Below are 23,552 nucleotides of genomic sequence, written 5' to 3'. Positions count from 1 at the left end.
ATGGTCGCTGCGCTCCCGCCGCTCATCCAGAAGACGGCGGCTCGCTCACGGAGAAGAGTGGCGCCGGGCGGGCGGCGCCAACTTCCGTCGCGACGTCGTGTCGTCACGAGTGGTGGACCGGGCCTCCAGCGCCGGCCAGGTCCACCCACTGAACCCCCCTGAGGTCCGTGACGACGTTCCCGTTACTCGGAGCGCTGCTGCGGGATCCCCGCGAGCAGCGCGCGAACCTCGGTCTCCCGGTAACGCCGATGACCGCCGAGGGTGCGAATCGACGTCAACTTGCCCGCCTTGGCCCACCGCGTAACGGTCTTGGGGTCGACCCTGAACATGGTCGCGACCTCAGCGGGCGTAAGCAGTGGCTCGGCCTCGGGTGTACGAGCTGACATTTGTGCGGCCTCTCCTCCGTGTGGACCGGCTTAGCGATCCTGTGACTGCCTTTGCGCGTGTCACGGATGTCCCCCTATGGCACAGAGCGTGCGGCTTTTCTGAGCCATATGCGGCATCACCCGATGTGACCATACCGCCACGCTGAGCGATTGGCGAGCCCTTCTTTGACCCAACTGCCCGCCCCCGTGGCCATGTCACGCTCGGTGATTCTAGCGACACGGTTCGTGGTATCGCAGTGAAAACGGCAAACTACTCAGTTCGCAGAAGAGAGCAGCCGCGAGACGTGACCTACTCATGCAGGTCAGACACCCGTATTGGGGCTCAGTTGGCAGATTCCAGCAGTTGCATTGACTTCCACCGCAGGATGACTCTCTGGTACATGGCGTAGGCAAGTTCTTCTTGACCCGTGTCCAGCCCCGTCAGAGCGGCGGAGAGCTCCGCCACCGACTGGTCGGCCTGCAACGCGTCGTCGTCCATCAGGTGGACGAGCCCGCCGTAGTCGAGCTCCACCAGCGAGTGGGGGTGGAACTCCTCCAGCCACCGCGCGACGTCCTCGACGTCGAGGGGTGCCGAGGTGTCGCCCAGGTGCCGGCGCAGCACGCTGAGCGCCCGCGCCGCCCGCCTCCTGGCCTGCGCCATGGAGGTGACATAGATGAGGTTGCGCCCCGTGGCCGTCGTGACGTCCTGCCCCGGGTTGGCCGAGCCGAGCACCAGCCAGCGCTCGTTGCCGTCGAACGGCACGAACCACGACGCCGGCACGTGCCAGGACGTCGTGCGGATGTGGGTGCGCAGCGCGCCCGAGCCCGCCCGCCGCTTGTAGCGGTCGAAGTCGTCGGCCGTCTGCTCGGCGACCGCCTTCGGCACAAGGTGGTCCATCACCTTCACGGGCGTGGTGCCACGAAGCCGTGAGAACGCCAGCCACGAACGCAACCGGGTCTGCCAGGGACATACGTACAGACGGTCCTCGACACGCCGGAGATAGGCGTTGGGGCTCTCCTGGGCGGGAACGGGTTGAGGGGGCGTGCCGAGCAGGCGCATGACGGACTCGCCATGCTCCGCGTTGAGCGCGTTCGCGCGTCGCGGGCGGTCGCGTGAGTCGGCGTAGTCGGCCCACACCTTGCGCTCGGGCTCGGCGAACGCGGTCAGCGGCTCATAGACACGGAGGTAGGCGGCGTAGGGCAGCACGGAGGCATCGTGTCACGAAGCGTCTCCGCGCGCACCGTCGCGCCGTCACTACTCTGGGAGGGATCTCCGCCGCGAAGGTGCGGCGGACCGGACAGGGAGTCACCACAGTGACCGACGTCTTCGGCACGTCCCACAAGGACGTACACGAGCAGGTCGTCTTCTGCGCGGACGAGCAGAGCGGCCTGCGTGCCATCATCGCCATCCACAACACGGCGCTGGGCCCGGCCCTCGGGGGCACGCGGTTCTATCCGTACGAGAACGAGCAGGCGGCCCTGGCCGACGTGCTCAACCTGGCCAAGGGCATGTCCTACAAGAACGCGCTGGCCGGCCTCGATCTCGGCGGCGGCAAGGCCGTCATCATCGGCGACCCGGCCCGCGACAAGAGCGAGCCGCTGCTGCGGGCGTACGGCAGGTTCGTCGAGTCGCTCGGCGGGCGCTACATCACCGCCTGCGACGTGGGCACCTACAGCGAGGACATGGACATCGTCGCCCGCGAGTCGACTTTCGTGACCGGGCGCACCCTGGCCAACGGCGGGGCCGGCGACTCGTCGATCCTCACGGCGTTCGGTGTGTTCCAGGGCATGAGGGCCTCCGCCGAGCGGGTCTTCGGCACCCCGTCGCTGCACGGCAGGCGGGTGGGGGTCGAGGGGGTCGGCAAGGTCGGCCACCGCCTGGTCGACCTGCTGCGCGAGGACGGCGCCGAGGTCGTGGTCTGTGACGTGAGCGAGCGAGCCGTCGAGCGGGTGCGCCAGCACCATCCCGAGGTCGACGTCGTCGCCGACGCGCGTGCCCTCGTGACCTCCGACATCGACGTCTTCGCTCCGTGCGCGCTGGGCGGGGCGCTCGACGACGACACGGTGGCCGCGCTCCGGGCGAAGATCGTCTGCGGCGCCGCGAACAACCAGCTGGCCCACGCCGGTGTGGAGAAGCAGCTGGAGGACCGCGGCATCCTGTACGCGCCCGACTACGTCGTCAACTCCGGTGGTGTGATTCAGGTCGCCGACGAGATCCGCGGCTTCGACATGGAGCGCGCCAGGTCGAATGCGGCCCAGATCTACGACACGACTCTGAAGATCTTCGAAATCGCCGCTGAGGAGGGCGTACCTCCCGCGGTCGCAGCAGATAGGCTGGCCGAGCGCAGAATGTCGGAAGTCGGGCGTATTCGGGCCATTTGGCTGGGCCGCTGATGCCCCGCGCCCATACGACGTACCGAGCTGGGCACAAAACAGGTACGGTAATAGGCGAACGATAGGCTGACGCCCAGAGTCAGGTGGCGTCAGTGTGTGGTGCGTTAGCGACGAGGGGTCGGGGACGACCCCACACGAGGGGGTCGAGCCAATGGGGCGCGGCCGAGCAAAGGCCAAGCAGGTCAAGGTTGCTCGCCAGCTGAAGTACAACAGCGGTGGCACGGATCTTGACCGTCTTCGCGACGAACTCGGAGTCGGAGACTCCAGCCGCAGTGACGACGCCGACGACCTCAACGATGAGCTGGCGGATCGCTATGCCGATTACGCCGATGACTACGGTGCCGGAGACGACGACGACAGCCGTCCTTCCGGCCGCCGGTAGCCGTTCTTCTGGGTGAAGTGACCAGGGCCCGGCGACATCAGTCGCCGGGATTCCGATCACATTCGTCGGGCCCCACGGGAAACCGTGGGGCTTTCGTCACGTGGTGGGGCTTTTTTCTGCTGCCCGCGGTCAGCGGTAGCGGGCCTGACCCGTTCCGGCGACGATCTCGCCCATCACCCAGGCGGGCAGCCCGCGTGCCGCGAGCACCCGCACGGCCTCGTCGGCCGCGCCGGGCGCGACCACGGCCGCCATCCCCACCCCCAGGTTGAACGTACGATCCAGGTCGCGCTGGGCGATCTTCCCGTGCCCGGCGAGCACCTCGAAGATCGCCGGGGGCGTCCACGACGAGCGGTCGAGCACCGCGTCGAGGTGGGCGGGCAGTGACCGCGCCAGGTTGCCCTCGATGCCGCCGCCGGTGATGTGGGCGTAGGCGTGCACCTCGACCGCGCGGGTCAGCTCCAGGCAGGCGAGCGAGTAGATGCGCGTCGGCTCCAGCAGCTCCTCGCCGAGCGGCCGGCCCAGCTCGGGCAGCACCGCGTCGAGCGACAGCGACGCCTCGCGCAGCACGTGGCGCACCAGCGAGTAGCCGTTGGAGTGGACGCCGGAGGAGGCCAGCCCCAGCACGACGTCGCCCTCGGCCACCCGCTCGGGCCCGAGCATGGCCGACGCCTCCACCACGCCGGTGCCGGCGCCCGCCAGGTCGTATTCGTCGGCGCCCATCGCGCCCGGGTGCTCGGCCGTCTCGCCGCCCACGAGCGCGGCGCCGGCCAGGCGGCAGCCCTCGGCGACCCCGCCGACGATCTCGGCGATGCGCTCGGGCACCACCTTGCCGCAGGCGATGTAGTCGGTCATGAACAGCGGCTCGGCCCCGCAGACCACCAGGTCGTCGAGGACCATGCCGACCAGGTCGATGCCGATCGTGTCGTGCTTGCCGTACCGCTGGGCGATCATGACCTTGGTGCCGACGCCGTCGGTCGAGGTGGCCAGCAGCGGGCGCTGGTAGCGCAGCAGGGCGGAGGCGTCGAACAGACCCGCGAAACCGCTGGCGTCGTCGACGACCTCCGGGCGGCGCGAACGCGCCACCTTGTCCTTCATCAGGTCGACGGCACGCTCGCCGGCCTCGATGTCGACCCCTGCCGCCTCGTACGTACTCACGCCTTGCTCTCCAACACGAACTTGCCGACGTTGTCCTGGTCGATGGGGATCGGGTACTCGCCGGTGAAGCAGGCACGGCAGAGCCGCTCGGCCGGGATGGTGGTGGCCTGGGTCAGGCCCTCCAGGGAGATGTAGCCGAGGCTGTCGGCGCCCAGCGAGGCGCGGATCTCCTCGACCGACAGCGAGCCGGCGATCAGCTCGGCGCGGGTGGCGAAGTCGATGCCGTAGAAGCACGGCCAGGCCACCGGCGGCGAGGAGATGCGGACGTGCACCTCACGGGCGCCGGCCTCGCGCAACATCTTGACGATCGCGCGCTGGGTGTTGCCGCGCACGATCGAGTCGTCCACGACCACCAGGCGCTTGCCCGCCACGACCTCGCGCAGCGGGTTGAGCTTGAGCCGGATGCCGAGCTGGCGGATGGTCTGCGAGGGCTGGATGAACGTGCGACCGACGTAGGAGTTCTTCACCAGGCCCTGGCCGTACGGGATGCCGCTCTCCTCGGCGTAGCCCACGGCCGCCGGCGTGCCGGACTCGGGCGTGGGGATGACCAGGTCGGCCTCGACCGGATGCTCGCGGGCCAGCACACGGCCGACCTCGACCCGGGTGACCTGGACACCGCGCCCGGCGATGGTGGTGTCGGGGCGGGCGAGGTAGACGTACTCGAAGAGGCAGCCCTTGGGGTCGGCGAGGGCGAAGCGGCGCGAGCGCACGCCGCGCTCGTCGATGGTGAGCATCTCGCCCGGCTCGATCTCGCGGACGAAGGTGGCGCCCACGATGTCGAGCGCGGCCGTCTCCGAGGCCACCACCCAGCCGCGCTCCAGGCGGCCCAGGACCAGCGGGCGGATGCCCTGCGGGTCGCGGGCGGCGTAGAGCGTCTTCTCGTCCATGAACACCAGCGAGTAGGCGCCCTTGACCTGGGGGAGCAGCTCGGCGGCGGAGTCTTCGATGGAACGCGTGCGGTCCTGCGCGAGCAGCGTGGTGAGGACCTCGGTGTCGGTGGTGGCGCGGATGGTGCCAGGAGCCAGGCGTTCGGCCAGCTCCGGGGTGTTGATGAGGTTGCCGTTGTGGGCCAGCGCGAGCCCGCCGTCCTCGGTGGAGCTCAGGGTCGGCTGGGCGTTCTCCCACACGCTGGATCCGGTGGTGGAGTAGCGGCAGTGGCCGATGGACAGGTGTCCGCGCAGGGTGCCGAGCACCGACTCGTCGAAGACCTGGGCGACCAGCCCCATGTCCTTGTAGACGAGAATGCGGCTGCCCTCGCTGACCGCGATGCCCGCGGACTCCTGGCCGCGGTGCTGCAACGCGTACAGCCCGTAGTAGGTGAGTTTGGAAACTTCCTCGCCCGGAGCCCAGACGCCGAAGACGCCACAGGCGTCTTGAGGTGCGCGGTCGTTGGGGTCCAGGTCATGGCCGAGCCGGCCGTCGCCCTTCAGCACATGCCTCAGTCTAGGTCGCCCCTTTCCGTGCTCGCACACCCGGGGCGGCAGTCACAGTGCGTGAGCGGACCTGCCCGCGTTCGAGCCGTCGCGGACGATCTCTCCGGTGAGGTTGCGGTTGGCCGCCGAACCGAGGAAGAGGACGAGGGCCGCCATGTCGCCGGCCGTGGACAGCCGGCGGGTGGGCGTGCGGGCGGCGAGCCGGTCGAGGGCCTCCTGGGGGATCGGACGGGCCGTGTCGGTGACGGTCAGCCCGGCGACGGCCACGTTGACCAGGATGCCGTCGCGGCCGGCCGCCCAGGCGAGGGCGCGGGCCATGCCGTGCAGGGCCATCTTGGCGGTGCCGTACACGCCCGGGCCCGGCACCCCCTCCTCGGCGATGCCCGAGGAGAGGAACACGATCCTGCCGAACCTCCTGCGCCGCATCTCGGGCAGCACCTGCTGGACGAGCAGGGCGTTGCCCACCACGTTGGCGTGCAGGGCGGCCGACCACTCGGCGGCGGGCACGTCCTCGAACGCGACGCTTCCCGGAAGGATCGTGCCCCAGCGGACGGCGTTCGCCACGAGGGCGTCCACCGGGCCGGCCGCGGCCACGGCGGGCGCGATGGTGGCGTGGTCCTCCAGATCGAGGTGGACGGCGGCGGCCTGACCGCCGCCCGCCTCGATGCGCTTGACGACCTCGGCCGCGCGGTCGGCGCCGGTGTTGTAGGTGATGGTGACGCGCGCGCCGGTCTCGGCGTACGCGAAGGCGGTGGCCTTGCCGATGCCGGACGAGCCACCGGTGATGAGGACGTGCATGGGTGAGACTCCTTATTAGCCGACTAATTAGCCAGCTAAGTGGAGTCGGTGTCGTGGTGGCAAGGGTGGTTCGCTCGCGGCGAAAACGGCATGGCGTGGACGAGCCGGGCGAGCAGGGCGCGTTCCTCGGCGGTGAAGCCGTGCAGCAGCTCCTCCTCCAGGCGGTTCCAGATGTCCTCGACCGGCTCGCGCAGCGCCTTGCCCGCGTCGGTGAGACGGACCCTGCTCACGCGCGGGCGTACGGGGTCGGGGGTGCGGTGGAGGAGACCCGCGCGTTCCAGGCGCTGGATGGTCTTGGTGACGGTCGGGGGCTCGACGCCCAGGCGGGCGATCAGCTCGCCCTGGGTCAGGCCGTCCTCCTTCCACAGCTGGTTGAGCAGCATCTCCTGCCCCGCGTGCAGCCCGAGCGGGACCAGCGCGGCGGCGAACCGGTTGCGGTGCGTCTTGACGACCTTGATCAACGCGTACGTCAGGGTCTCGTCCAGCATGCCCTCATCTTGCCGTTCGCCTGCTGCTTTGGCGCATGGTGGCCCAAGATTGAGCAGCTCCTTACCGTGTCGTGCGGTTTAGCGGACGCCTTCCGCGAAAGGGTGAAGTATCCGGCATGCAAACCCGTCGGGAGACGCAGACGTGACCACACCTGGGGACCCGAACGAGCACGAGCCCCGCCCGGGGCAGGAGGATCGCCCCGAGACCGCCCGTCCTTCGCAGGACCGGCCCGGTCAGGGGCCATCGGAGCGTGCGCCGGAGGAGGAGACGGCTCCTGAGGGGCTGCGGCCTCCCGAGCCGCTCCCCTACGAGAAGGGGCCCACCGGCGGGGACGAGACGCCGGAGGAGTGGTCCGCGGCCGGGCCACCCGGCGCCGGCCCCACGGGCGGCGCCGCCCCAGGCCCTGTCCCTGGTTCCGAGGCGGAACGGCAGTCCGCGGAAGGTGACGAGCCGTCGCGCGAGGGCGCTGGAGAAAGGCCGTCCCGCGAGGGCGGTGGCGAGGGGCTGTCGCCGGAAGAGGAGCCGATCGCGCCTGAGCCGCCCGAGCCGCCTGAGGCGCCGCAGCCTGACGTGCCGCCGACGCACGAGCCGCGACCGGCCGGAGAGCCGCGTCACCCCGACCTGCCCACCGCGCCGGAGGTACCCGAGCCCGCCGAGAGCGACGCGGAGCGGACCCAGGCGTTCCGGGTGCCCGGCGGCACCCCGCCGTACCCGGGGTGGGAGAGCGCCCCGCCGGAGGAGGGAGGTCCGGCGGGCCCGGAGTCGCCCGCCTTCGAGGAGCCCGCGTCGCGTTTCGAGGAGCCCGCCAAGCCGCAGCCGTCCCGTTTCGAGGAGCCTCCGAAGCCGCCGCCGTCGCGTTTCGAGGAGCCCGGGCAGCCGGGGTTCGCGGCGCCCGGCGGGGCGGGTGGGCCGGCGGAAAGGCCGGAGCAGGGCCGGCAAGGCCCGGGTGGTCCCGAGGAGAGGCCACGGGAAGGGGTGCCGCCGGAGGAAGGGCAGGTGCCCGGGGCGCCGCCGTACCAGGGCCCGTACGGGGCCACACCACGGGACCAGGGCCCGATCGTGCCCGGCACGACGCCCTCCAGCCCGTACGGCGGCCCGCCCGGCTACCCGCCGCCTCCGCCCCCCGGAGCGCCCTACGGCCCGCCCGGAGGGGGATACCCGCCGTCGCAGCCGGGCAGCGGCCTGGCCACCGCCTCGCTCGTGCTCGGCGTGGCCAGCCCGTTCCTGGTCTTCGTCTGCTTCACCGGCCTGATCACGGCCATCCTGTCGATCATCTTCGGCTGCGTGGCGCTGGCCAAGCATGCCGGCAAGGGCCGCGCCATCGCCGGCATCGTGATCAGTGTCCTGTCACTGGTGCTCTTCGCGATCGTGGCGATCTGGTTCTGGAACGTGGTGCAGGACTGCGCCCACCTGCCCACCGCGCAGGCGGACCAGTGTTTCCAGGAACGTTTCCCCTGGATGGACGGCAGCCGCCGCTAGAGCGGCAGGTGGGCCGACAGGTCGGCGCGGGATCCGCTGGCGGAGACCGCGCCGTCGGCCACCGCCTCGTCCCACGTCATACGGCCCAGCGCGAGCGCGATCCAGGTGTGGCCGTCCATCTCGACCACGTTGGGCGGCGTGCCGCGCGTGTGGCGGGGCCCGGCGATGGCCTGCACGGCGGCGTACGGCGGCACGCGCACCTCGACCGTGCGGCCGGGGGCCGCGGTGGTCAGTTTGTCGAGCAGATGGCGCACCGCCAGCCTGCCCGCGTCGCGCTCCGGACGCAGCCCCCGCTCGTAGGCGGTCAGCACGGCGGCCACGAGCGCGTCCGGCAGGGACGAGGCCGGGCCGTCGTAGGCGGGCTCGCCCAGCGCCACGAGTTGGGCGTCGAGTGCCGATCTCAGCGATTCCTGGTCCATCTTGCGTCGTGCCACGTCACCATTGTCCTCCCTGGAATCGTTCATCAAGATGGAGATCGTCGTTCACCCGAGGTTTCGACGGTGACCGTAGCCTCCCGGCCGTAACCCCCGCACATCCTTGGAGGACCTGTGGCGAACCCGAACGGGGGCAGGCGGCTCCTGCCGTTGCTCTCCACCCCCCACAAAGGCGGCCGATCCGCGCTGACCTGCCGGTTCCGCTGTGGCAACGCATGCGCCCACGAGGTGGCCAACACCTCGGAGAACGCCTACTTCGGTGACGTCGTGAAGGAGGCACTGTCCAGGCGCGGCGTGCTGCGGGCCGGCGCGCTCGGCGCGATCGTGGCGGGGGCCGGTGTGGCGGGCGCCGTGCCGGCGCTGGCGGACGAGCCGCAGGCGCGCGGCCGCGGCAACAGCGGTGGCGGGAAGGGCGGTGACCTGCGCTTCACCGCCGTGCCGCCGAACAAGGACGACGCGCTGAGCATCCCCCACGGCTACAAGTCGTCCGTGGTGGTGCGGTGGGGTGACCCCGTGCTGCCCGACGCGCCGGAGTTCGACTTCGACAACCAGAGCGCCGAGGCGCAGAGCAAGCAGTTCGGCTACAACTGCGACTACGTGACGATGTTCCCGATGGGCCGCGACCGCGCGCTGCTCTGGGTCAACCACGAGTACACGGCCGAGAGCCTCATGTTCCGCGGCTACACCGACGGCTCGTTAGCGTCCGAGGAGCAGATCAAGATCGCGCTGGCCGCGCACGGCGGCTCCGTCGTGGAGATCGAGCGGGTCGGCAACGGCGGCGAGTGGAAGCTCGTCACCAGCGGCCGCCGCCGCTACAACCGGCGCGTCACCGCGCACACCCCGATGCGGTTCAGCGGGCCGGCCGCGGGCAGCGACCTGCTCAAGACGGCCGCCGACCCCGAGGGCCGTAAGCCCATCGGCATGCTGAACAACTGCGCGGGCGGCACGACCCCCTGGGGCACCGTGCTGACCGCCGAGGAGAACATCGACCAGTACTTCATCAACGGCGACAAGGTGCCCGAGGCGCAGAAGCCGTTCATCGCCCGCTACACGATCCCCTCCGGCGTCCCCGAGGACAGCCGCCGGTTCGACCGCGTGGAGGAGCGCTTCGACCTCGAGAAGCACCCGAACGAGGCCAACCGCTTCGGCTGGATCGTGGAGATCGACCCGTTCGACCCCGACTCCGCGCCGATCAAGCGCACCGCGCTCGGCCGCTTCAAGCACGAGGCCGCCACCACGACGCTCTCGCGTGACCGCCGTCTGGTCGTGTACATGGGCGACGACTCGCGCTACGAGTACATCTACAAGTTCGTCTCGAAGGACCGCTACATCCCGGGCTTCGACCGGCACAACCGCACCCTGCTGGACGAGGGCACGCTGTACGTCGCCAAGTTCACCGGCGACAGCCGGGACTCCGAGATCGACGGCTCCGGCAAGCTGCCCCGCGACGGCGAGTTCGACGGCTCCGGCGAGTGGATCCCGCTGGTCTCGGGCGACCGCTCGTACGTCAAGGGCATGTCCGCCGAAGAGGTGCTCGTCTACACCCGCGTCGCCGCCGACAAGGTGGGCGCCACGAAGATGGACCGCCCCGAGGACATGGAGCGCAACCCGGTCACCGGCGGCGTGTACGTGGCGCTGACCAACAACACCAACCGCACGGCGGCCGAGGCCGACGAGGCCAACCCGCGTTCGGCGAACAAGCACGGCCACGTGCTGGAGATCGTCGAGCGGCGCGACGACGCGGCCGAGAAGAGTTTCTCCTGGTCGCTGCCGCTGGTCTGCGGCGACCCGAAGGACCCGGCCACGTACTTCGCGGGCTACGACAAGTCCAAGGTCTCGCCGATCTCGTGCCCCGACAACGTGACGTTCGACCGCGACGGCAACCTGTGGATCTCCACGGACGGCAACGCGCTCGGCACCAACGACGGCCTCTTCGTGATGCCGGTCGAGGGCAGGGAGCGCGGTCACCTGCGCCAGTTCCTGAGCGTCCCGAGCGGCGCCGAGACCTGCGGCCCGATGGTGACCGACGACCAGCTCAGCGTTTTCGTGGCGGTGCAGCACCCGGGAGAGGTCAGCGGCGCCACCCCCGACAACCCCGCCAGCCACTGGCCCGACGGCGCCCAGCCGCGCCCGTCGGTCGCGGTGGTGTGGCACGGCTCCAACAAGAAGATCGGCGCTTGACCTCAACTTAACTTGAGGCTCTAGCGTTCCGTGCCATGAGCATGGAAGTGACCGCCTGGCACCAGCTGTACTCGATGAACGACCGGCAGGAGCGTCGCTCTGTCTCCAGGGCGACGCTCCGGCGCATCGCGGGCTTCGCGCGTCCGCACCGGCGCAAGCTGACGGTGTTCCTGCTGCTGAGCGTCGTGCTGGCCGGCCTCGCGGTGGCCGCCCCGCTGCTCGCCGGCCGGGTCGTGGACGCCGTCTTCAACCGCGAGCCGATCGGCGTGGTGGTCGTCGTGGCCCTGCTGATCGCCGGGCTGGCGATCGTGGAGGCGGGACTTGGGCTGCTGAACCGGTGGCTGTCGGCCGGCCTGGGGGAGGACCTCATCCTCGACCTGCGCACGGCCGTCTTCGACCACGTCCAGCGCATGCCGGTGGCCTTCTTCACCAGGACCCGCACCGGCGCGCTGGTCAGCAGGCTCAACAACGACGTGATCGGGGCGCAGCGGGCCTTCACCGACACCCTGTCCGGCGTGGCGGGCAACGTCGTGACCCTCCTGCTCACGCTCACCGCCATGATCAGTATCTCCTGGCAGATCACGCTGCTGGCGCTGCTGCTCCTGCCGGTGTTCGTGCTGCCCGCGCGGCGGATGGGCGTCAGGATCGCCCGGATGAGGCGCGAGGCGGCCGACCACAACGCGGCCATGGGCAACCAGATGACCGAGCGTTTCTCGGCGCCGGGCGCGACGCTGGTGAAGCTGTTCGGCCGGCCCGCGTACGAGTCGGCCGAGTTCGCCGGCCGCGCCCGCCGGGTGCGCGACATCGGGGTGCGCTCGGCCATGACCCAGTACGCCTTCGTGACCGCGCTGACCCTGGTGTCGGCCCTCGCCCTGGCCCTCGTGTACGGCCTCGGCGGCTTCTACGCCCTGAGCGACCGGCTGGCCCCCGGCGCGCTGGTGTCGATGGCCATGCTCCTCACCCGCCTCTACGCCCCGCTCACCGCCCTGGCCAGCGCGCGGGTGGACGTGATGAGCGCGGTCGTCAGCTTCGAGCGGGTCTTCGAGGTGCTCGACCTCAAGCCGCTCATCCAGGACAGACCCGACGCCCGATCGGTGCCGGAAGGCCCGGTGTCGGTGGAGTTCGACGACGTGCGCTTCGCGTACCCGTCGGCCGACAAGGTGTCGCTGGCCTCGCTGGAGGAGGTCGCCGTGCTCGACACGCGCGGCGGCGAGGAGGTGCTGCACGGGGTGTCGTTCCGGGCCGAGCCGGGGCAGATGGTGGCGCTCGTCGGCTCGTCGGGAGCGGGCAAGTCCACCATCGCCCAGCTCCTGCCCCGCCTGTACGACGTCGACTCCGGCGCCGTACGCCTCGGCGGCGTCGACGTACGGGAGCTGAGCGCCGAGTCGATCCGCGCCACTCTCGGCATGGTCACCCAGGACGGACACCTCTTCCACGACACGATCCGGGCCAACCTGCTGCTGGCCAGGCCCGAGGCGAGCGACGAGGAGCTGTGGGACGCGATCACCCGCGCCCGCCTCGCCTCGCTCATCACGTCGCTGCCCGACGGGCTCGACACGGTCGTGGGCGAACGCGGCTACCGGCTGTCGGGCGGCGAGCGCCAGCGGCTGACGATCGCCCGCCTGCTGCTGGCCCGCCCCAGGGTGGTCATCCTGGACGAGGCCACGGCCGCGCTCGACTCCACCAACGAGGCGGCCGTGCAGGCGGCGCTCGGCGAGGCGCTGGAGGGCAGGACCGCCGTGGTGATCGCGCACCGGCTCTCCACCGTACGGGCCGCCGACCTCATCCTCGTCATCGAGGACGGGCAGGTGGTCGAGCGCGGCACGCACGCCGAGCTGCTCGCCGCGGAAGGCCGCTACGAGGAGCTCTACCGCACTCAGTTCGACGAGCCGACGGTCGCCGCCGCCTGAGGCTCGTCCTCCTCCTGGCGCCGCGCGGGGACGTGGCGCAGGGTGTAGAGGGCCAGCGGGATGCCCGCCAGCAACACGGCCGCCGCGACGACAAGCGTGAACCGGTAGGCGTCGAGGAAGGCGAGCAGCGGCGGCAGGTCGCTGGCGCTCTGCGCCGAGGTCAGGAACGCGCCCAGCAGCGTGATGCCGAGCAGGCCGAACACCTCGCGCGAGACGTTGAACATGCCCGAGGCCACACCGGCCCGGCCCTCGGGCATCCCGCCGAGCACCGCGGCCGTCAGCGGCACCATCAGGCCGCCACCGAGGCCGTACAGGATGAACCAGGGGGCCACGTCGGCGTACGAGCCGTCGGCGCCGACGCGGGACATCAGGAAGATCGCGACGCCCATGAGCGCCGTGCCGAGGGCGACCGTGCGCGCGACGCCGAGCCGTGCGCTCACCCGCTGCGACACCACCGCGGTCACCCCCATGACCAGCGCCATCGGCACGAACGCGGCGCCCGCCTCGGTGGGGGAGAAGCCGAGCACGTTCTGCAGCCACATCGCGCTGAAGAAGTAGATGCCGAACACCCCGAACGACCAGATCCCGCTGGTGAGCAGCCCGCCCCCGAACACCCGCTGCCGGAACAGCGACAGGTCGGCCATCGGCTCGCCGGCCCGCCACTCGGCCAGCACGAACGCCACGGCCGCCGCCGCGAACACGCCGAACGCGGCCAGGATCGCGGGCGACGTCCAGCCGGCCGACTCGCCCTCGATGAGCGCGTACGTCAGGGCGAACAGCGCCAGCGCCGAGGCCGCCAGGCCGGGTAGGTCGAGGCTGCGGAGCACCCGCTGGAACGCGGGCCTGACCGTCCGGAACGCCAGCGCGAACGTCGCCACCCCGATCGGGACGTTGATCAGGTAGATCCACCCCCAGTGCAGGTGCTCACTGATGAAGCCGCCCGTGATCGGACCGAGCGCCATCGACAGCGCTCCTGAGGCGCTCCAGATCCCGATCGCCCGGCCGCGCTCGGCGGGGTCGGGGAAGATCTGGCCGATCAGCGCCAGGGCGGTGGGCGTGAGCAGCGCCGCCCCGACGCCCTGCACCGCCCGCGCGGCGACCAGTGCGCCGCCCGACTCGGCCAGCCCGGCGGCCAGCGACGCCAGCGTGAAGACCGCCAGCCCGCCGAGGAACGTCCTGCGCGCGCCGAACACGTCCGCCAGTCGCCCGCCGACCAGCATGAGCCCGGCGAACACGAGGATGTACGAGCTCACGACCCACTCCAGCCCCGAGATCGTCAGCCCCAGGTCACGCTGGATGGTGGGCAACGCCACGTTGCCCACGTTGTTGTCGAGATAAGTCATGAAAGTTCCTGCGGTAACCGCGCCCAACGCCCACCAGCGCACGCCTGCCTCCTATACGCCGTACTTGTACGTCGTATAGTTCATGTACGCCGTATAGTTGTCAACCGTGATGGGAAAGCTGACCGCGGGGATGATCGCTGAGCGGGCTCTGGAGATCGGGGACGCCGAGGGGCTGGACGCGGTGACCATCCGGCGCCTGGCCGCCGACCTGGGCGTGACGCCGATGGCGCTCTACTGGCACTACAAGAACAAGGAGCAGCTGCTCATCGGCATGGCCGACCACCTGATCGGCGGCTTCGCGCCCGAGCCGGCCGACGAGAGGCCCTGGCAGGAGCAGCTGCGCGACCTGACCCGGGGGCTGGTCAGGACGCTGCGCGCGCATCCGTGCGCCAAGGACGTGATCGAGCAGATCGACGCGGTCGAGGTGCCCAACTTCCTGGCGGTCTGGGACCTGGCGCTCGGGCTGGCCCGCGACGCGGGCTTCAGCGTGGAGGAGAGCTGCCTGATCACCAAATATCTGCTGCAGAGCGCCATCGCCATCGCCGACGCCCCCGTCCACCACCAGGCCGGGCGCTCCGACGAGGAGGTCGCGCGGATCGTGCGGGTCAAGCGGCTCGGCCTGGAGACGCTGCCCGTCGAGCGTTACCCGCACCTGGTGGAGATGGCGGGCCCGCTGGTGGGCGCGATGTCGCCGGAGGTGTGCGACACGTTCGGCGTCGATCTTGTGTTGGCCGGCATCGAGGCGCTGGCGGCCGGACGCTAGAGTCCCGGTTCGTGACCTTCGAGTTGATCTGCGAGATCGAACCCCCGACCAAGCCCGATCTGAAGCGTGTACGCCACCAGATCGGCACGCTGACCACGATCGCGGACGCGTTCCTCATTCCCGATAACCACATCGGCCGCGCCACCGTCTCCAGCGTGGCCGTGGCGCACGAGGTCGAGGCGATGGGCGGGCGCGGCATCGCCTGCCTCAACTCGCGCGACCGCAACCTGCTCGGTTTCCGCCGCGACCTGCTGACGGCGGCGGCGTACGGCGTGGACCAGTTCCTCTTCGTCTACGGCGACAAGCCGACGAGCGGGAACCGGACGAGTGACCTGACGGTGCGGTCGATGATCGAGGAGGCGCGGGAGTTCTCGCCCGAGTTCCGCCTCGGGGCGGCGGCCGCGCTCCGGCCGGTGCCGGCCTGGAAGCGTACCGCCGACTTCCTGTTCTCCCAGGTCAGCTTCTCGGTGGAGGCGCAGCTGCGGTGGCGGGAGGCCCACCCGGTCGACATGCCGGTCTACGCCGGGGTGATGGTGCTGGCCAGCGCCAACCACGCGCGCGGTCTGGCCGCCGCCATCCCCGACATCGACATCCCGGGTGAGCTGGTGGACAAGGTGTCCGCCGACCGGATGGTGGGCGTGGAGGCGGCCTGCGAGCAGGTGCTCGCCCTGCGCGAGTCGGGCGCGTTCGCCGGGGTGCACCTCGTCCCGGTCGCGCGCTACCGCGACGTGGAGTCGAGGCTGGCCGGCGTCCTCTGAGAGCGGGCGAACGCGGCCAGCACCGCGCCGGCCACGGCCACGGCGAAGAGCACCCCGTACGCCCGCTGGAACCCGCCCATCAGCTGCTCCACGGCGACCGGTGACAGCTTCGACAGCGTGCCCGCGTACACCTGGGCGCGCAGCTCGGGGCCGACCGAGGCGGACAGCACGCTGAGCGACAGGCCGACGCTGATCACCATCCCGACGTTCATGATCATGACGCGGAAGCCGTTGACCACGCCGAGGCTGCCGGTCGGCAGCGCCTGCATGACCTGGGTCGTGTTGCCGGTGAGGAACGTCCCGCTGCCGCAGCCGGCCACGAAGAGCCCGATCGCGATCAACCAGTACGGCGTCGCCGGGTCGGCCGTCAGCATCAGCGTGCCGAGACCGACGGCGCTCAGCGTCGCCCCGCCGATCGACAGCGCGTACGGCGACACCCACCGCCCCAGCACGCCCACCAGCGGCGAGGCCACCCCGAGCCCGATCGGCACCGGCAGCACGCTCAGGCCGGCCTCGAAGGCGTCGACACCGCGGGCCGCCTGGAAGTACAGCGCCACCACCAGCACCAGCGCCGAGCGCGCGAGGGAGTTGCAGAAGGAGGCGAGGTTGGCGCAGGCCAGCAGCCGCCCGGCGAACAGCTGCAGCCTCATCACCGGGTTCGACGCCCGCCGCTCGACCAGGACGATCAGCGGCAGCAGCGCCAGGAACACCCCCGCACCGGCCAGCACGACGGGGCTGGTCAGGCCGCCCGTGCCGGTCTCGTTCAGGGCGAGCAGCGCCGCGGACATCGCGGCGAAGACCAGGATGTTGCCGAGCGCGTCCACCGGCTCCTTGGGCTGCTTGGGCATCTTGCGCAGGATGACCGCGCCGACGGCTAGCGCGATGAGCCCGGCCGGCACGTTCACCCAGAAGATCCACTGCCAGCCGGCGGTCTCCGCGATCAGGCCGCCCACGGTGGGCCCGGCCAGCTGCGCGACCGACATCACGCCGAAGTAGACGCCCATGCCCTGGCTGAGCTTCTCCGGCGGGAACGCGTCGGTGATGATCACGGTGCCGTTCGCCAGGATCATGGCCGCGCCGACGGCCTGCAGCACGCGCATCGCGATGAGGAACCACACGTCCGGCGACAGGCCCGCCAGCAACGAGGCCACGGTGAAGAGGGCGAATCCGGCGAGGTAGACCTCGCGCCGGCCGAGCAGGTCGGCCACGCGGCCGAAGAACACCACGCTGGCGGTGTTGACCAGTAGGAACGACAGCAGGATCCAGCTCGACTCCATCGCGTCGGCGTGGAAGTGCCGCACGACCGTGGGTAATGCGACGTTGAGCGTGCTGCCGGCGATACCGATGAGGACGAGGCCCAGGCTGGTGACGGCGCAGACCTGCCAGGCGTAGCGGAGGCTGCTGCCTTCTCGGGGGGTGACCGCGACCATGACCTCCACTATGACGTACGACGTACGTCCGAATTGTTACGGGGGTTACCTGGCGCGTCTGCGCAGGCCCTCGATGTCGTGGATGACGACGCGGCGGCGGCCGGTCTCGATCAGGCCGCGGTCGCGCAGCATGCGCAGCGCCTTGCTGACGGCCTCGCGGGAGGAGCCCGTCCAGCCGGCCAGCTCGTCCTGCGACAGGGGCAGCGCCACGCGCACGCCGGCGCTGGTCTGCTCCCCGTAGCGCTCGGCCAGCTCCAGCAGCCGCGTGGCCACCCGGCCCGCGGTGTCGTACGCGCCGTACTCGATGCGCTTGCGGTCGGCGTCGCGCAGCCGGAAGCTGACGTGCTGCATGAGGAGCACGGCGATTCTCCCGTGGTTCTCGAGGAAGGTCGCGAAGTCGCGCACCACGATGCCGGCGATCGGCTCCAACGCGGTCACCGTGGCGGAACGTGGCGAGCCGTCGATGGCCGACAGCTCGCCGAGGATGCCACCGGGGCCGCGTACGGCCAGTACGACCTCGGTACCGCTGTCAGTGTGGGAGGAGACCTTGACCCGCCCCTCCATCAGGACGACTACCCAGTCGGACGTGTCGCCCTCGTTCATGACGGTGGCGCCCCGATCCCACTTGCGCAGCCGTCCGGCCGCGCGGACGGCCTCGATCTCCTCGGCGGTCAGCAGGGACAGGAACTCTCCGGGCTCTGGAACCATGCGCCCGATTATGACGCTTCCCGTATTGCTCTTTTATTGCAGGTCGGTCAGAACGTACGCGGTGACGAGCTCCTCCTTGCCTTTCAGGCTCAGCGGTCCCAGAGGCTTCACCTTCACGCCATCGCCGAGTTGCCGCAGCGTGGTCTCGCCGATGACCACCGTGCCGGGCTCGGCGATGCCCTGGAGGCGGGCGGCCACGTTCACGCAGTCGCCCATCGCGTTGAAGCCGCGAAGCTCAGGGCTGCCGATGTTGCCGACCAGCGCAGGGCCGGTGTTGACGCCGACGCGGAACGTCGGCCACTCGATGCCGTCCTCACGCTTCCAGGACATCTCCTCGGCCACCTCGGCGGCGGCCCGCTGCATCGCCAGCGCCGCCCGGCAGGCCGCGTGCGCGTGCCCGGCCTGCGTGGCCGGGGCGTTGAACAGGGCCAGCAGCGCGTCACCGACGAACTGCACGATCGTGCCGCCGTTGTTGAGTATGCAGGGCACGGCGGCCGTGTGGTAGCGGTTGAGCATCTCCACGATCTCGCCGGGCGAGACCTTCTCCGAGAACGTCGTGAAGCCCTTGAGGTCGGCGAAGAGCGCGGTCAGCTCCTTCAGCTGGCCGCCCAGCTCGGCCTGCGACGGGTCGGCGAGCAGCGCGTGCGCGACGTCGGGCGACATGTACTGGTGGAAGAGCGTGTCCAGCTCGCGGTAGAGGCGGGCGTTCTCCAGCGAGATCGACAGCTGCCCGGCCAGCGTCGCGGCCAGGGCCTCGTCCTGGCGGGTGCCGCCGACGGGCACCTCCAGCACGCCGGCCAGGTTGCCCTTGACGGTGAGCGGGAAGGCCAGCAGCCCGTCGCGGCGGATCGGGTTGCCGTCCTTGAACTGGTACTCCCGCGAGCCGACCTGCGTCTTGCCGCCGGACACCAGGGCGATCTTGACGTCCCCGTACGCCTGCCGCGCCCGGTCCAGCGAGGCCGTCAGCAGCTCGTCCTCGGGCAGGCCGATCCGAGTCTGGGCGCTCACCTCGACGAGCGCGGAGAGCCGCTGGGACAGCTCCCGCTCGTGGGCCAGCGCCTCGCCCGCCCGGTCGAGCACCGCGACCTGGCCCTCGTTGAGCCGGAACTTGCCCGACAGCCGGGCCGCGGCGAGCGGCTCCCCTCGGCGTACGTGCTCGACCATCTCTTCCAGGGCCTGGTCGTAGTCGCGGCGGATGCGCGCCACGGTGCCCGACAACGCCACCGAGTCGAACAGCCCGGCGCTGGACCCTTCGCGCCTGAACTGCAGGTACGCGCTGTAGGCCACGAACACGAAGGCCAGCGTGAGCAGGATGTGCCACTCCCACCACGACAGGTGCCAGTTGAGCTGCGACATGCCCGCGATCATCGCCTCGGCCAGCAGCGCGTACGCGGTGAGCAGGCTGACCAGCATGGCCGACGGGCGCCGCCGGTGCAGCAGGAACATCATCACGCTAGCCGCCGTGAACAACACCAGCCCCGGCACCGACACCCACATCAGCCAGTCGATGGGCGAGATCTCCGGCGGCGCGCTGAGCGGTGTCAGCCCGGGCACCAGCGACGCGACGCCCCAGAGCATCATGAACGCGACGAGCACGGCGCGGATGGCGCTCTGGGCCTCCAGCACGGCCTTGGCGGCCCGCTCGCCGAGCGGCAACGCCGAGGCGAACGCGAACACCGCCGCGATCGACAGCCCCACCTGGTGGTCCAGGTCGAACCCCACCGAGCCGGCCGGCAGGATGATCTTCGGCGTGGCGAGCCCGTGCAGGAACAGGAAGCCGGCGCTGCTCAGGAAGACCATGGACACGAGGAACAGCCGCGCGTCCTGCCGCTGCCGAGAGGTCTCGCTGACGAGGAAGCCGAGGACGACGCTGATCCCGGCGACGGCCAGGATCATCCAGAAGTGGCTGGGGTTGTGCTGCCAGACGATGTTGATGTCCGGCTGCGCCAGCAGCAGCCAGAGGCCGAGCAGCGGCAAAGCCAGGTGGATGACCCAGACGCCGCCTCGCACGGGTTGGGTGGCCGGCGGCAGGTACGGAGCTTGATCAGGGGTTGGCACAGACCTGATTATCCTCGCTACCAACTCGTTACCAATGCGTACTTTTACTCAATAAGTGGCTAACAGCTGGTCAAATTGGTCAGTAACGCTCCGTTTTGTGATGGATGCGTTATGTCATGACCGCCATCCGTTGGAACGGTTGAAGCGTGATTCTCATGCACACCATGAGCATCACTGGTTCCTGGAAGGACAACCGTGGCTATCAAGGTTCGCGGTGGGCGTACGGTCACGCTCGCTGCCGTCGGAGCGCTGGCCGCCTCGCTTCTCACCGTGGGTGGCGTCGCCACCGCTTCGTCCGCCGCCGCCGAGGTGCACGCCTGCGTGCACAAGAAGTCCCGGTACGCGCGCATCGTCAACCCGACCACCAAGTGCCGCAAGACCGAGGTCCGGATCCTGGTCGGCGGCGGTGGCACCTCGACCACCACCGTTCAGACGGGCGAGCAGGGCCGGACGGGCCCGCGCGGCCCGCAGGGCCCGCAAGGGCCGCAGGGTGTCAAGGGCGACACGGGCCCGACCGGCCCCCACGGCAGGCAGGGCACGCAGGGCCCCAAGGGCGATCCCGGCCCACAGGGTCCGAAGGGGGAGCTGGGGGAGCAGGGCCCGAAGGGCGAGCAGGGACCGAAGGGCGAGCAGGGCCCGAAGGGCGAGCAGGGCCCGAAGGGCGAGCAGGGCCCGAGGGGTGCGACCGGCCCGCGGGGTCCCGAAGGCGACGACGGCAAGAACGGCCTGCCGGGCAAGGACGGCGCCCCCGGCCCTCAGGGCCCGAAGGGCGACCGCGGTCCCCAGGGTCCCCGGGGCCCGAAGGGTGACTCCGGGACGAGCTACGTCTCCTACACCAAGACGGAGTCCATCGGCTCGACCGGAGCGCAGAGCGTCAGCTGCGGCAACGGCGGCATGGCCACCGGCGGCGGCTTCTCCTTCGACACCCTCAAGAACGCCGTCGTCATGAGCAGCGCCCCCAGCGGCTCCGGCGGCTGGACCGTCACCGTGGCGAAGGACGACAACGGCAACAAGGACGTCAACGACACCAAGGGCGGCGATGAGCCCAAGGGCGGCGCGTTCGGCTCGTCCTCCGAGACACCGGCGGGCGGCAGGCCCGGCGTCAGCGGCACCAGCGTCAGCGGCACCGTCTACGTCGTCTGCCTGAAGAAGGCGTAACGAGAAGGGCCGGCACGGTGACCCCGTGCCGGCCCTTCCGTGAAACCGTCAGCCGAACAGCGCCGGCAGCGCCGCCGAGTGCGTCTCGCGCAGCTCCTCGACCGGCACCTCGAAAACGTCCTTGACGACCAGCGACGTGCCGCCGGTGACGCCGAGCCCGTAGCAGGGCACCTCGTGGCGCGCGCACAGCGAGGCGAACTCGTCGTACGCCTCCGGCCGCACCGCGACCAGCGCCCGCGCCGCCGACTCGCTGAACAGCTCGGTGAACGCGTCACCGCACAGCTCCACCGAGGCCCCGACGCCTCGCGCCAGGCAGGACTCCGCGAGCGCGACGGCCAGGCCGCCGTCGGACAGGTCGTGGGAGCCCTCCAGCAGGCCGCGGCTCGCCGCCTCGACGAGCACGGTCGCGAGAGCCTGCTCCGCCTCCAGGGCGGCCTGCGGCGGCAGCCCGCCCAGGTGGCGGTGGACGACGTGGGCCCACTCCGAGCCGCCGAACTCCTCGTGGGTGTCGCCCAGCAGCACCACGCGCAGCCCCTCGGCGACGAACCCGGTCGGCACCCGCTTGGCCACGTCGTCGATGACGCCGAGCACGCCCACGACCGGAGTCGGGTTGATGGCGGTGGAGCCCGTCTGGTTGTAGAAGGAGACGTTGCCGCCGGTCACCGGCACGCCGAGCGTCTTGCAGGCGTCGGCCAGCCCGCGTACGGCCTCGGCGAACTGCCACATGACCTCGGGGTCCTCGGGCGAGCCGAAGTTGAGGCAGTTGGTGACGGCCAGCGGCTTGGCCCCGGTCACGGCCACGTTCCGGTACGCCTCCGCCAGCGCCAGCTGCGCCCCCGCGTACGGGTCGAGCTTGGCGTAACGGCCGTTGCCGTCGGTGGCCAGCGCGATGCCGCGCGTCGTCGGCTCCGCCCCGGCGATGGACTCGGAAATGCGCAGCATGCCCGAGTCGGCCGGCTGCGCCAGCACGGTGTTGGAGCGGACGTAGCGGTCGTACTGGGAGGTCACCCACTCCTTGGAGGCCAGGTTGGGCGAGCCGAGCAGCTTCAGCAGCGTCGCCCGCAGGTCGGCGGGGCGCTCCAGCCGGTCGGGCGCGTCGGCGTTGAGCGCGGCCTGCCCGGCGGGCTCGTGGAAGGGCCGCTCGTAGACGGGGCCCTCGTCGGCCGCGGTGCCCGGAGGGATGTCGACGATGACCTCGCCGTCCCACGTCATGACCAGGCGGCCGGTGTCGGTCACCTCGCCGATGACGGTGGCCGGGACGTCCCACTTGGCGCAGATCGCCATGAACGCGGGGATGTCGTCGGGCCGGACCACGGCCATCATCCGCTCCTGCGACTCGCTCATGAGGATCTCCTCGGGCCTGAGCGAGGGGTCACGGAGCGGGACGAGGTTGAGGTCGACGTCCATGCCGCCGGTGCCCTTGGCGGCCAGCTCGGTGGTGGCGCAGGAGACGCCGGCCGCGCCGAGGTCCTGGATGCCGACGACGACGTCGGCGGCGTACAGCTCCAGGCAGCACTCGATGAGCAGCTTCTCCATGAACGGGTCGCCCACCTGCACGGCGGGCCGCTTGGCCTGCGACTCGTCCTCGAACGTGGCAGAGGCGAGCACGGACGCGCCGCCGATGCCGTCGGGGCCGGTGGAGGCGCCGAACAGCACGACCTTGTTGCCCGGCCCCGGCGCGGTGGCGAGCTTGATCTGGTCTTTGCGCAGCAGGCCGACGCACAGGGCGTTGACCAGCGGGTTGCCGATGTAGCAGGGGTCGAAGACGACCTCGCCGCCGATGTTGGGCAGGCCCAGGCAGTTGCCGTAGTGGCTGATGCCCTCGACCACGCCGGGCAGCACCCTGCGGGTGTCGACCGCGTCGGCCGCGCCGAAGCGCAGGGAGTCCATCACGGCGATCGGGCGGGCGCCCATCGACATGATGTCGCGCACGATCCCGCCGACGCCGGTGGCAGCGCCCTGGTGCGGCTCGACGTAGGACGGGTGGTTGTGCGACTCGATCTTGAACGTGGCCGCCCAGCCGTCGCCGATGTCGACGACGCCGGCGTTCTCGCCCATGCCCACGAGCAGCGCCTCGGACTTGGGCGCCTTGGTGGCGAACTGCTTCAGGTGCACCTTGGACGATTTGTACGAGCAGTGCTCGGACCACATGACGCTGTAGATGGCCAGCTCGGCGCCGGTGGGACGGCGGCCCAGGATGTCTTTGACCCGGTCGTACTCGTCCTGCTTCATCCCCAGCTCGGCGAAGGGCATCGGCTCGTCGGGCGTCGCGGCCGCCCGCACCACGCTGTCGGTCGTCCGCCCTCCTGCGTCG

The 23,552-nt window shown here is 70.8% G+C and carries 20 protein-coding genes; 8 read left to right on the top strand and 12 right to left on the bottom strand.

Annotation, left to right across the window (positions count from 1 at the left end; genetic code table 11):
- Window positions 1–182 precede the first annotated feature (182 nt).
- The gene (gene bldC, locus E1286_RS01115) at window positions 183–386 is read right to left on the bottom strand and encodes a developmental transcriptional regulator BldC (protein WP_013133571.1); all 204 of its coding nucleotides are present in this window, start codon (window positions 384–386) and stop codon (window positions 183–185) included.
- Between the two features lie 322 nt (window positions 387–708).
- Window positions 709–1,572, bottom strand: coding sequence for a DUF8083 family protein (locus E1286_RS01110; protein ID WP_132608247.1), 864 nt, complete (start codon window positions 1,570–1,572; stop codon window positions 709–711).
- 107 nt (window positions 1,573–1,679) lie between these two features.
- Between E1286_RS01110 and E1286_RS01105 the strand changes: the two genes are divergently transcribed.
- Both E1286_RS01105 and E1286_RS01100 read left to right on the top strand, forming a co-directional pair.
- Window positions 1,680–2,759: a Glu/Leu/Phe/Val family dehydrogenase gene (locus tag E1286_RS01105; RefSeq protein ID WP_132608245.1), complete on the top strand. Its 1,080-nt coding sequence runs from the start codon at window positions 1,680–1,682 to the stop codon at window positions 2,757–2,759.
- Window positions 2,760–2,910: 151 nt separating this feature from the next.
- Window positions 2,911–3,141 (top strand): DUF3073 domain-containing protein, encoded by a 231-nt coding sequence (locus tag E1286_RS01100; RefSeq protein ID WP_111183760.1) that lies wholly within the window; start codon window positions 2,911–2,913, stop codon window positions 3,139–3,141.
- 129 nt (window positions 3,142–3,270) lie between these two features.
- On the opposite strand, the gene purM is transcribed toward E1286_RS01100, so the two are convergent.
- The 4 genes from purM to E1286_RS01080 are packed head-to-tail and all read right to left on the bottom strand — an operon-like array spanning window position 3,271 to window position 7,015.
- Entirely contained in the window at window positions 3,271–4,296 is a 1,026-nt protein-coding gene (gene purM / locus E1286_RS01095) for a phosphoribosylformylglycinamidine cyclo-ligase (protein ID WP_132608243.1), read from the bottom strand.
- Window positions 4,293–5,729, bottom strand: a complete 1,437-nt coding sequence (gene purF, locus E1286_RS01090) for an amidophosphoribosyltransferase (RefSeq protein ID WP_132608241.1) — start codon at window positions 5,727–5,729, stop codon at window positions 4,293–4,295. Before purF ends, purM begins: the two co-directional genes overlap by 4 nt.
- A gap of 51 nt (window positions 5,730–5,780) precedes the next feature.
- The gene (locus E1286_RS01085; RefSeq protein WP_132608239.1) at window positions 5,781–6,527 is read right to left on the bottom strand and encodes an SDR family NAD(P)-dependent oxidoreductase; all 747 of its coding nucleotides are present in this window, start codon (window positions 6,525–6,527) and stop codon (window positions 5,781–5,783) included.
- A 35-nt stretch (window positions 6,528–6,562) separates the two neighbouring features.
- Entirely contained in the window at window positions 6,563–7,015 is a 453-nt protein-coding gene (locus E1286_RS01080) for a MarR family winged helix-turn-helix transcriptional regulator (RefSeq protein ID WP_132608237.1), read from the bottom strand.
- A gap of 142 nt (window positions 7,016–7,157) precedes the next feature.
- Between E1286_RS01080 and E1286_RS01075 the strand changes: the two genes are divergently transcribed.
- Window positions 7,158–8,495 carry a DUF4190 domain-containing protein gene (locus tag E1286_RS01075; RefSeq protein WP_132608235.1) on the top strand — a complete coding sequence of 446 codons (1,338 nt, stop codon included), beginning with the start codon at window positions 7,158–7,160 and terminating at the stop codon, window positions 8,493–8,495.
- Here E1286_RS01075 and E1286_RS01070 read toward each other — a convergent pair.
- A complete protein-coding gene (locus tag E1286_RS01070; RefSeq protein WP_187368099.1) occupies window positions 8,492–8,914 on the bottom strand; it encodes a sterol carrier family protein in 423 nt (140 codons plus the stop codon). The genes E1286_RS01075 and E1286_RS01070 overlap by 4 nt on opposite strands.
- A 129-nt stretch (window positions 8,915–9,043) precedes the next feature.
- On the opposite strand from E1286_RS01070, the gene E1286_RS01065 reads away from it, so the two are divergent.
- Together E1286_RS01065 and E1286_RS01060 are read left to right on the top strand one after the other, a co-directional pair.
- Window positions 9,044–11,110, top strand: coding sequence for a PhoX family protein (locus E1286_RS01065; RefSeq protein ID WP_132608231.1), 2,067 nt, complete (start codon window positions 9,044–9,046; stop codon window positions 11,108–11,110).
- 35 nt (window positions 11,111–11,145) lie between these two features.
- Window positions 11,146–13,020, top strand: a complete 1,875-nt coding sequence (locus E1286_RS01060) for an ABC transporter ATP-binding protein (protein ID WP_132608229.1) — start codon at window positions 11,146–11,148, stop codon at window positions 13,018–13,020.
- On the opposite strand, the gene E1286_RS01055 is transcribed toward E1286_RS01060, so the two are convergent.
- Window positions 12,987–14,405: an MFS transporter gene (locus tag E1286_RS01055; protein ID WP_281282602.1), complete on the bottom strand. Its 1,419-nt coding sequence runs from the start codon at window positions 14,403–14,405 to the stop codon at window positions 12,987–12,989. The two genes, E1286_RS01060 and E1286_RS01055, sit on opposite strands and share 34 nt — an antisense overlap.
- A 67-nt stretch (window positions 14,406–14,472) precedes the next feature.
- Here E1286_RS01055 and E1286_RS01050 point away from each other — a divergent pair, with 67 nt between their 5' ends.
- Both E1286_RS01050 and E1286_RS01045 read left to right on the top strand, forming a co-directional pair.
- Window positions 14,473–15,126, top strand: coding sequence for a TetR/AcrR family transcriptional regulator (locus tag E1286_RS01050; protein WP_246074316.1), 654 nt, complete (start codon window positions 14,473–14,475; stop codon window positions 15,124–15,126).
- 11 nt (window positions 15,127–15,137) lie between these two features.
- A complete protein-coding gene (locus E1286_RS01045; protein ID WP_132608223.1) occupies window positions 15,138–15,884 on the top strand; it encodes a methylenetetrahydrofolate reductase in 747 nt (248 codons plus the stop codon).
- On the opposite strand, the gene E1286_RS01040 is transcribed toward E1286_RS01045, so the two are convergent.
- The 3 genes from E1286_RS01040 to E1286_RS01030 are packed head-to-tail and all read right to left on the bottom strand — an operon-like array spanning window position 15,845 to window position 20,080.
- Entirely contained in the window at window positions 15,845–17,314 is a 1,470-nt protein-coding gene (locus E1286_RS01040; protein WP_132608221.1) for an MFS transporter, read from the bottom strand. The genes E1286_RS01045 and E1286_RS01040 overlap by 40 nt on opposite strands.
- Window positions 17,315–17,359: 45 nt before the next feature.
- A complete protein-coding gene (locus E1286_RS01035) occupies window positions 17,360–18,022 on the bottom strand; it encodes a Crp/Fnr family transcriptional regulator (RefSeq protein ID WP_132608219.1) in 663 nt (220 codons plus the stop codon).
- 33 nt (window positions 18,023–18,055) lie between these two features.
- Window positions 18,056–20,080 carry an adenylate/guanylate cyclase domain-containing protein gene (locus tag E1286_RS01030; protein ID WP_246074290.1) on the bottom strand — a complete coding sequence of 675 codons (2,025 nt, stop codon included), beginning with the start codon at window positions 20,078–20,080 and terminating at the stop codon, window positions 18,056–18,058.
- Window positions 20,081–20,275: 195 nt separating this feature from the next.
- Between E1286_RS01030 and E1286_RS51100 the strand changes: the two genes are divergently transcribed.
- On the top strand, window positions 20,276–21,238 hold the full coding sequence (locus E1286_RS51100; RefSeq protein WP_132608217.1) for a collagen-like domain-containing protein: 963 nt from the start codon (window positions 20,276–20,278) through the stop codon (window positions 21,236–21,238).
- Window positions 21,239–21,286: 48 nt separating this feature from the next.
- On the opposite strand, the gene purL is transcribed toward E1286_RS51100, so the two are convergent.
- The gene (gene purL, locus E1286_RS01020; protein WP_246074314.1) at window positions 21,287–23,491 is read right to left on the bottom strand and encodes a phosphoribosylformylglycinamidine synthase subunit PurL; all 2,205 of its coding nucleotides are present in this window, start codon (window positions 23,489–23,491) and stop codon (window positions 21,287–21,289) included.
- Between the last annotated feature and the right edge of the window lie 61 nt (window positions 23,492–23,552).

Source organism: Nonomuraea terrae (genome assembly GCF_004348995.1).
GTDB classification, from domain to species: domain Bacteria; phylum Actinomycetota; class Actinomycetes; order Streptosporangiales; family Streptosporangiaceae; genus Nonomuraea; species Nonomuraea terrae.
The sequence above is the reverse complement of the archived record's forward strand: the minus strand, read 5'-3'. Positions and strand labels throughout refer to the sequence as shown.

Coding starts and splice junctions, on each gene's coding strand:
- bldC (WP_013133571.1), bottom strand. CDS start 386: ATGTCAGCTCGTACACCCGAGGCCGAGCCACTGCTTACGCCCGCTGAG.
- E1286_RS01100 (WP_111183760.1), top strand. CDS start 2,911: ATGGGGCGCGGCCGAGCAAAGGCCAAGCAGGTCAAGGTTGCTCGCCAG.
- E1286_RS01085 (WP_132608239.1), bottom strand. CDS start 6,527: ATGCACGTCCTCATCACCGGTGGCTCGTCCGGCATCGGCAAGGCCACC.
- E1286_RS01080 (WP_132608237.1), bottom strand. CDS start 7,015: ATGCTGGACGAGACCCTGACGTACGCGTTGATCAAGGTCGTCAAGACG.
- E1286_RS01070 (WP_187368099.1), bottom strand. CDS start 8,914: ATGGACCAGGAATCGCTGAGATCGGCACTCGACGCCCAACTCGTGGCG.
- E1286_RS01060 (WP_132608229.1), top strand. CDS start 11,146: ATGAGCATGGAAGTGACCGCCTGGCACCAGCTGTACTCGATGAACGAC.
- E1286_RS01050 (WP_246074316.1), top strand. CDS start 14,473: ATGGGAAAGCTGACCGCGGGGATGATCGCTGAGCGGGCTCTGGAGATC.
- E1286_RS01040 (WP_132608221.1), bottom strand. CDS start 17,314: ATGGTCGCGGTCACCCCCCGAGAAGGCAGCAGCCTCCGCTACGCCTGG.
- E1286_RS01035 (WP_132608219.1), bottom strand. CDS start 18,022: ATGGTTCCAGAGCCCGGAGAGTTCCTGTCCCTGCTGACCGCCGAGGAG.
- purL (WP_246074314.1), bottom strand. CDS start 23,491: ATGCCCTTCGCCGAGCTGGGGATGAAGCAGGACGAGTACGACCGGGTC.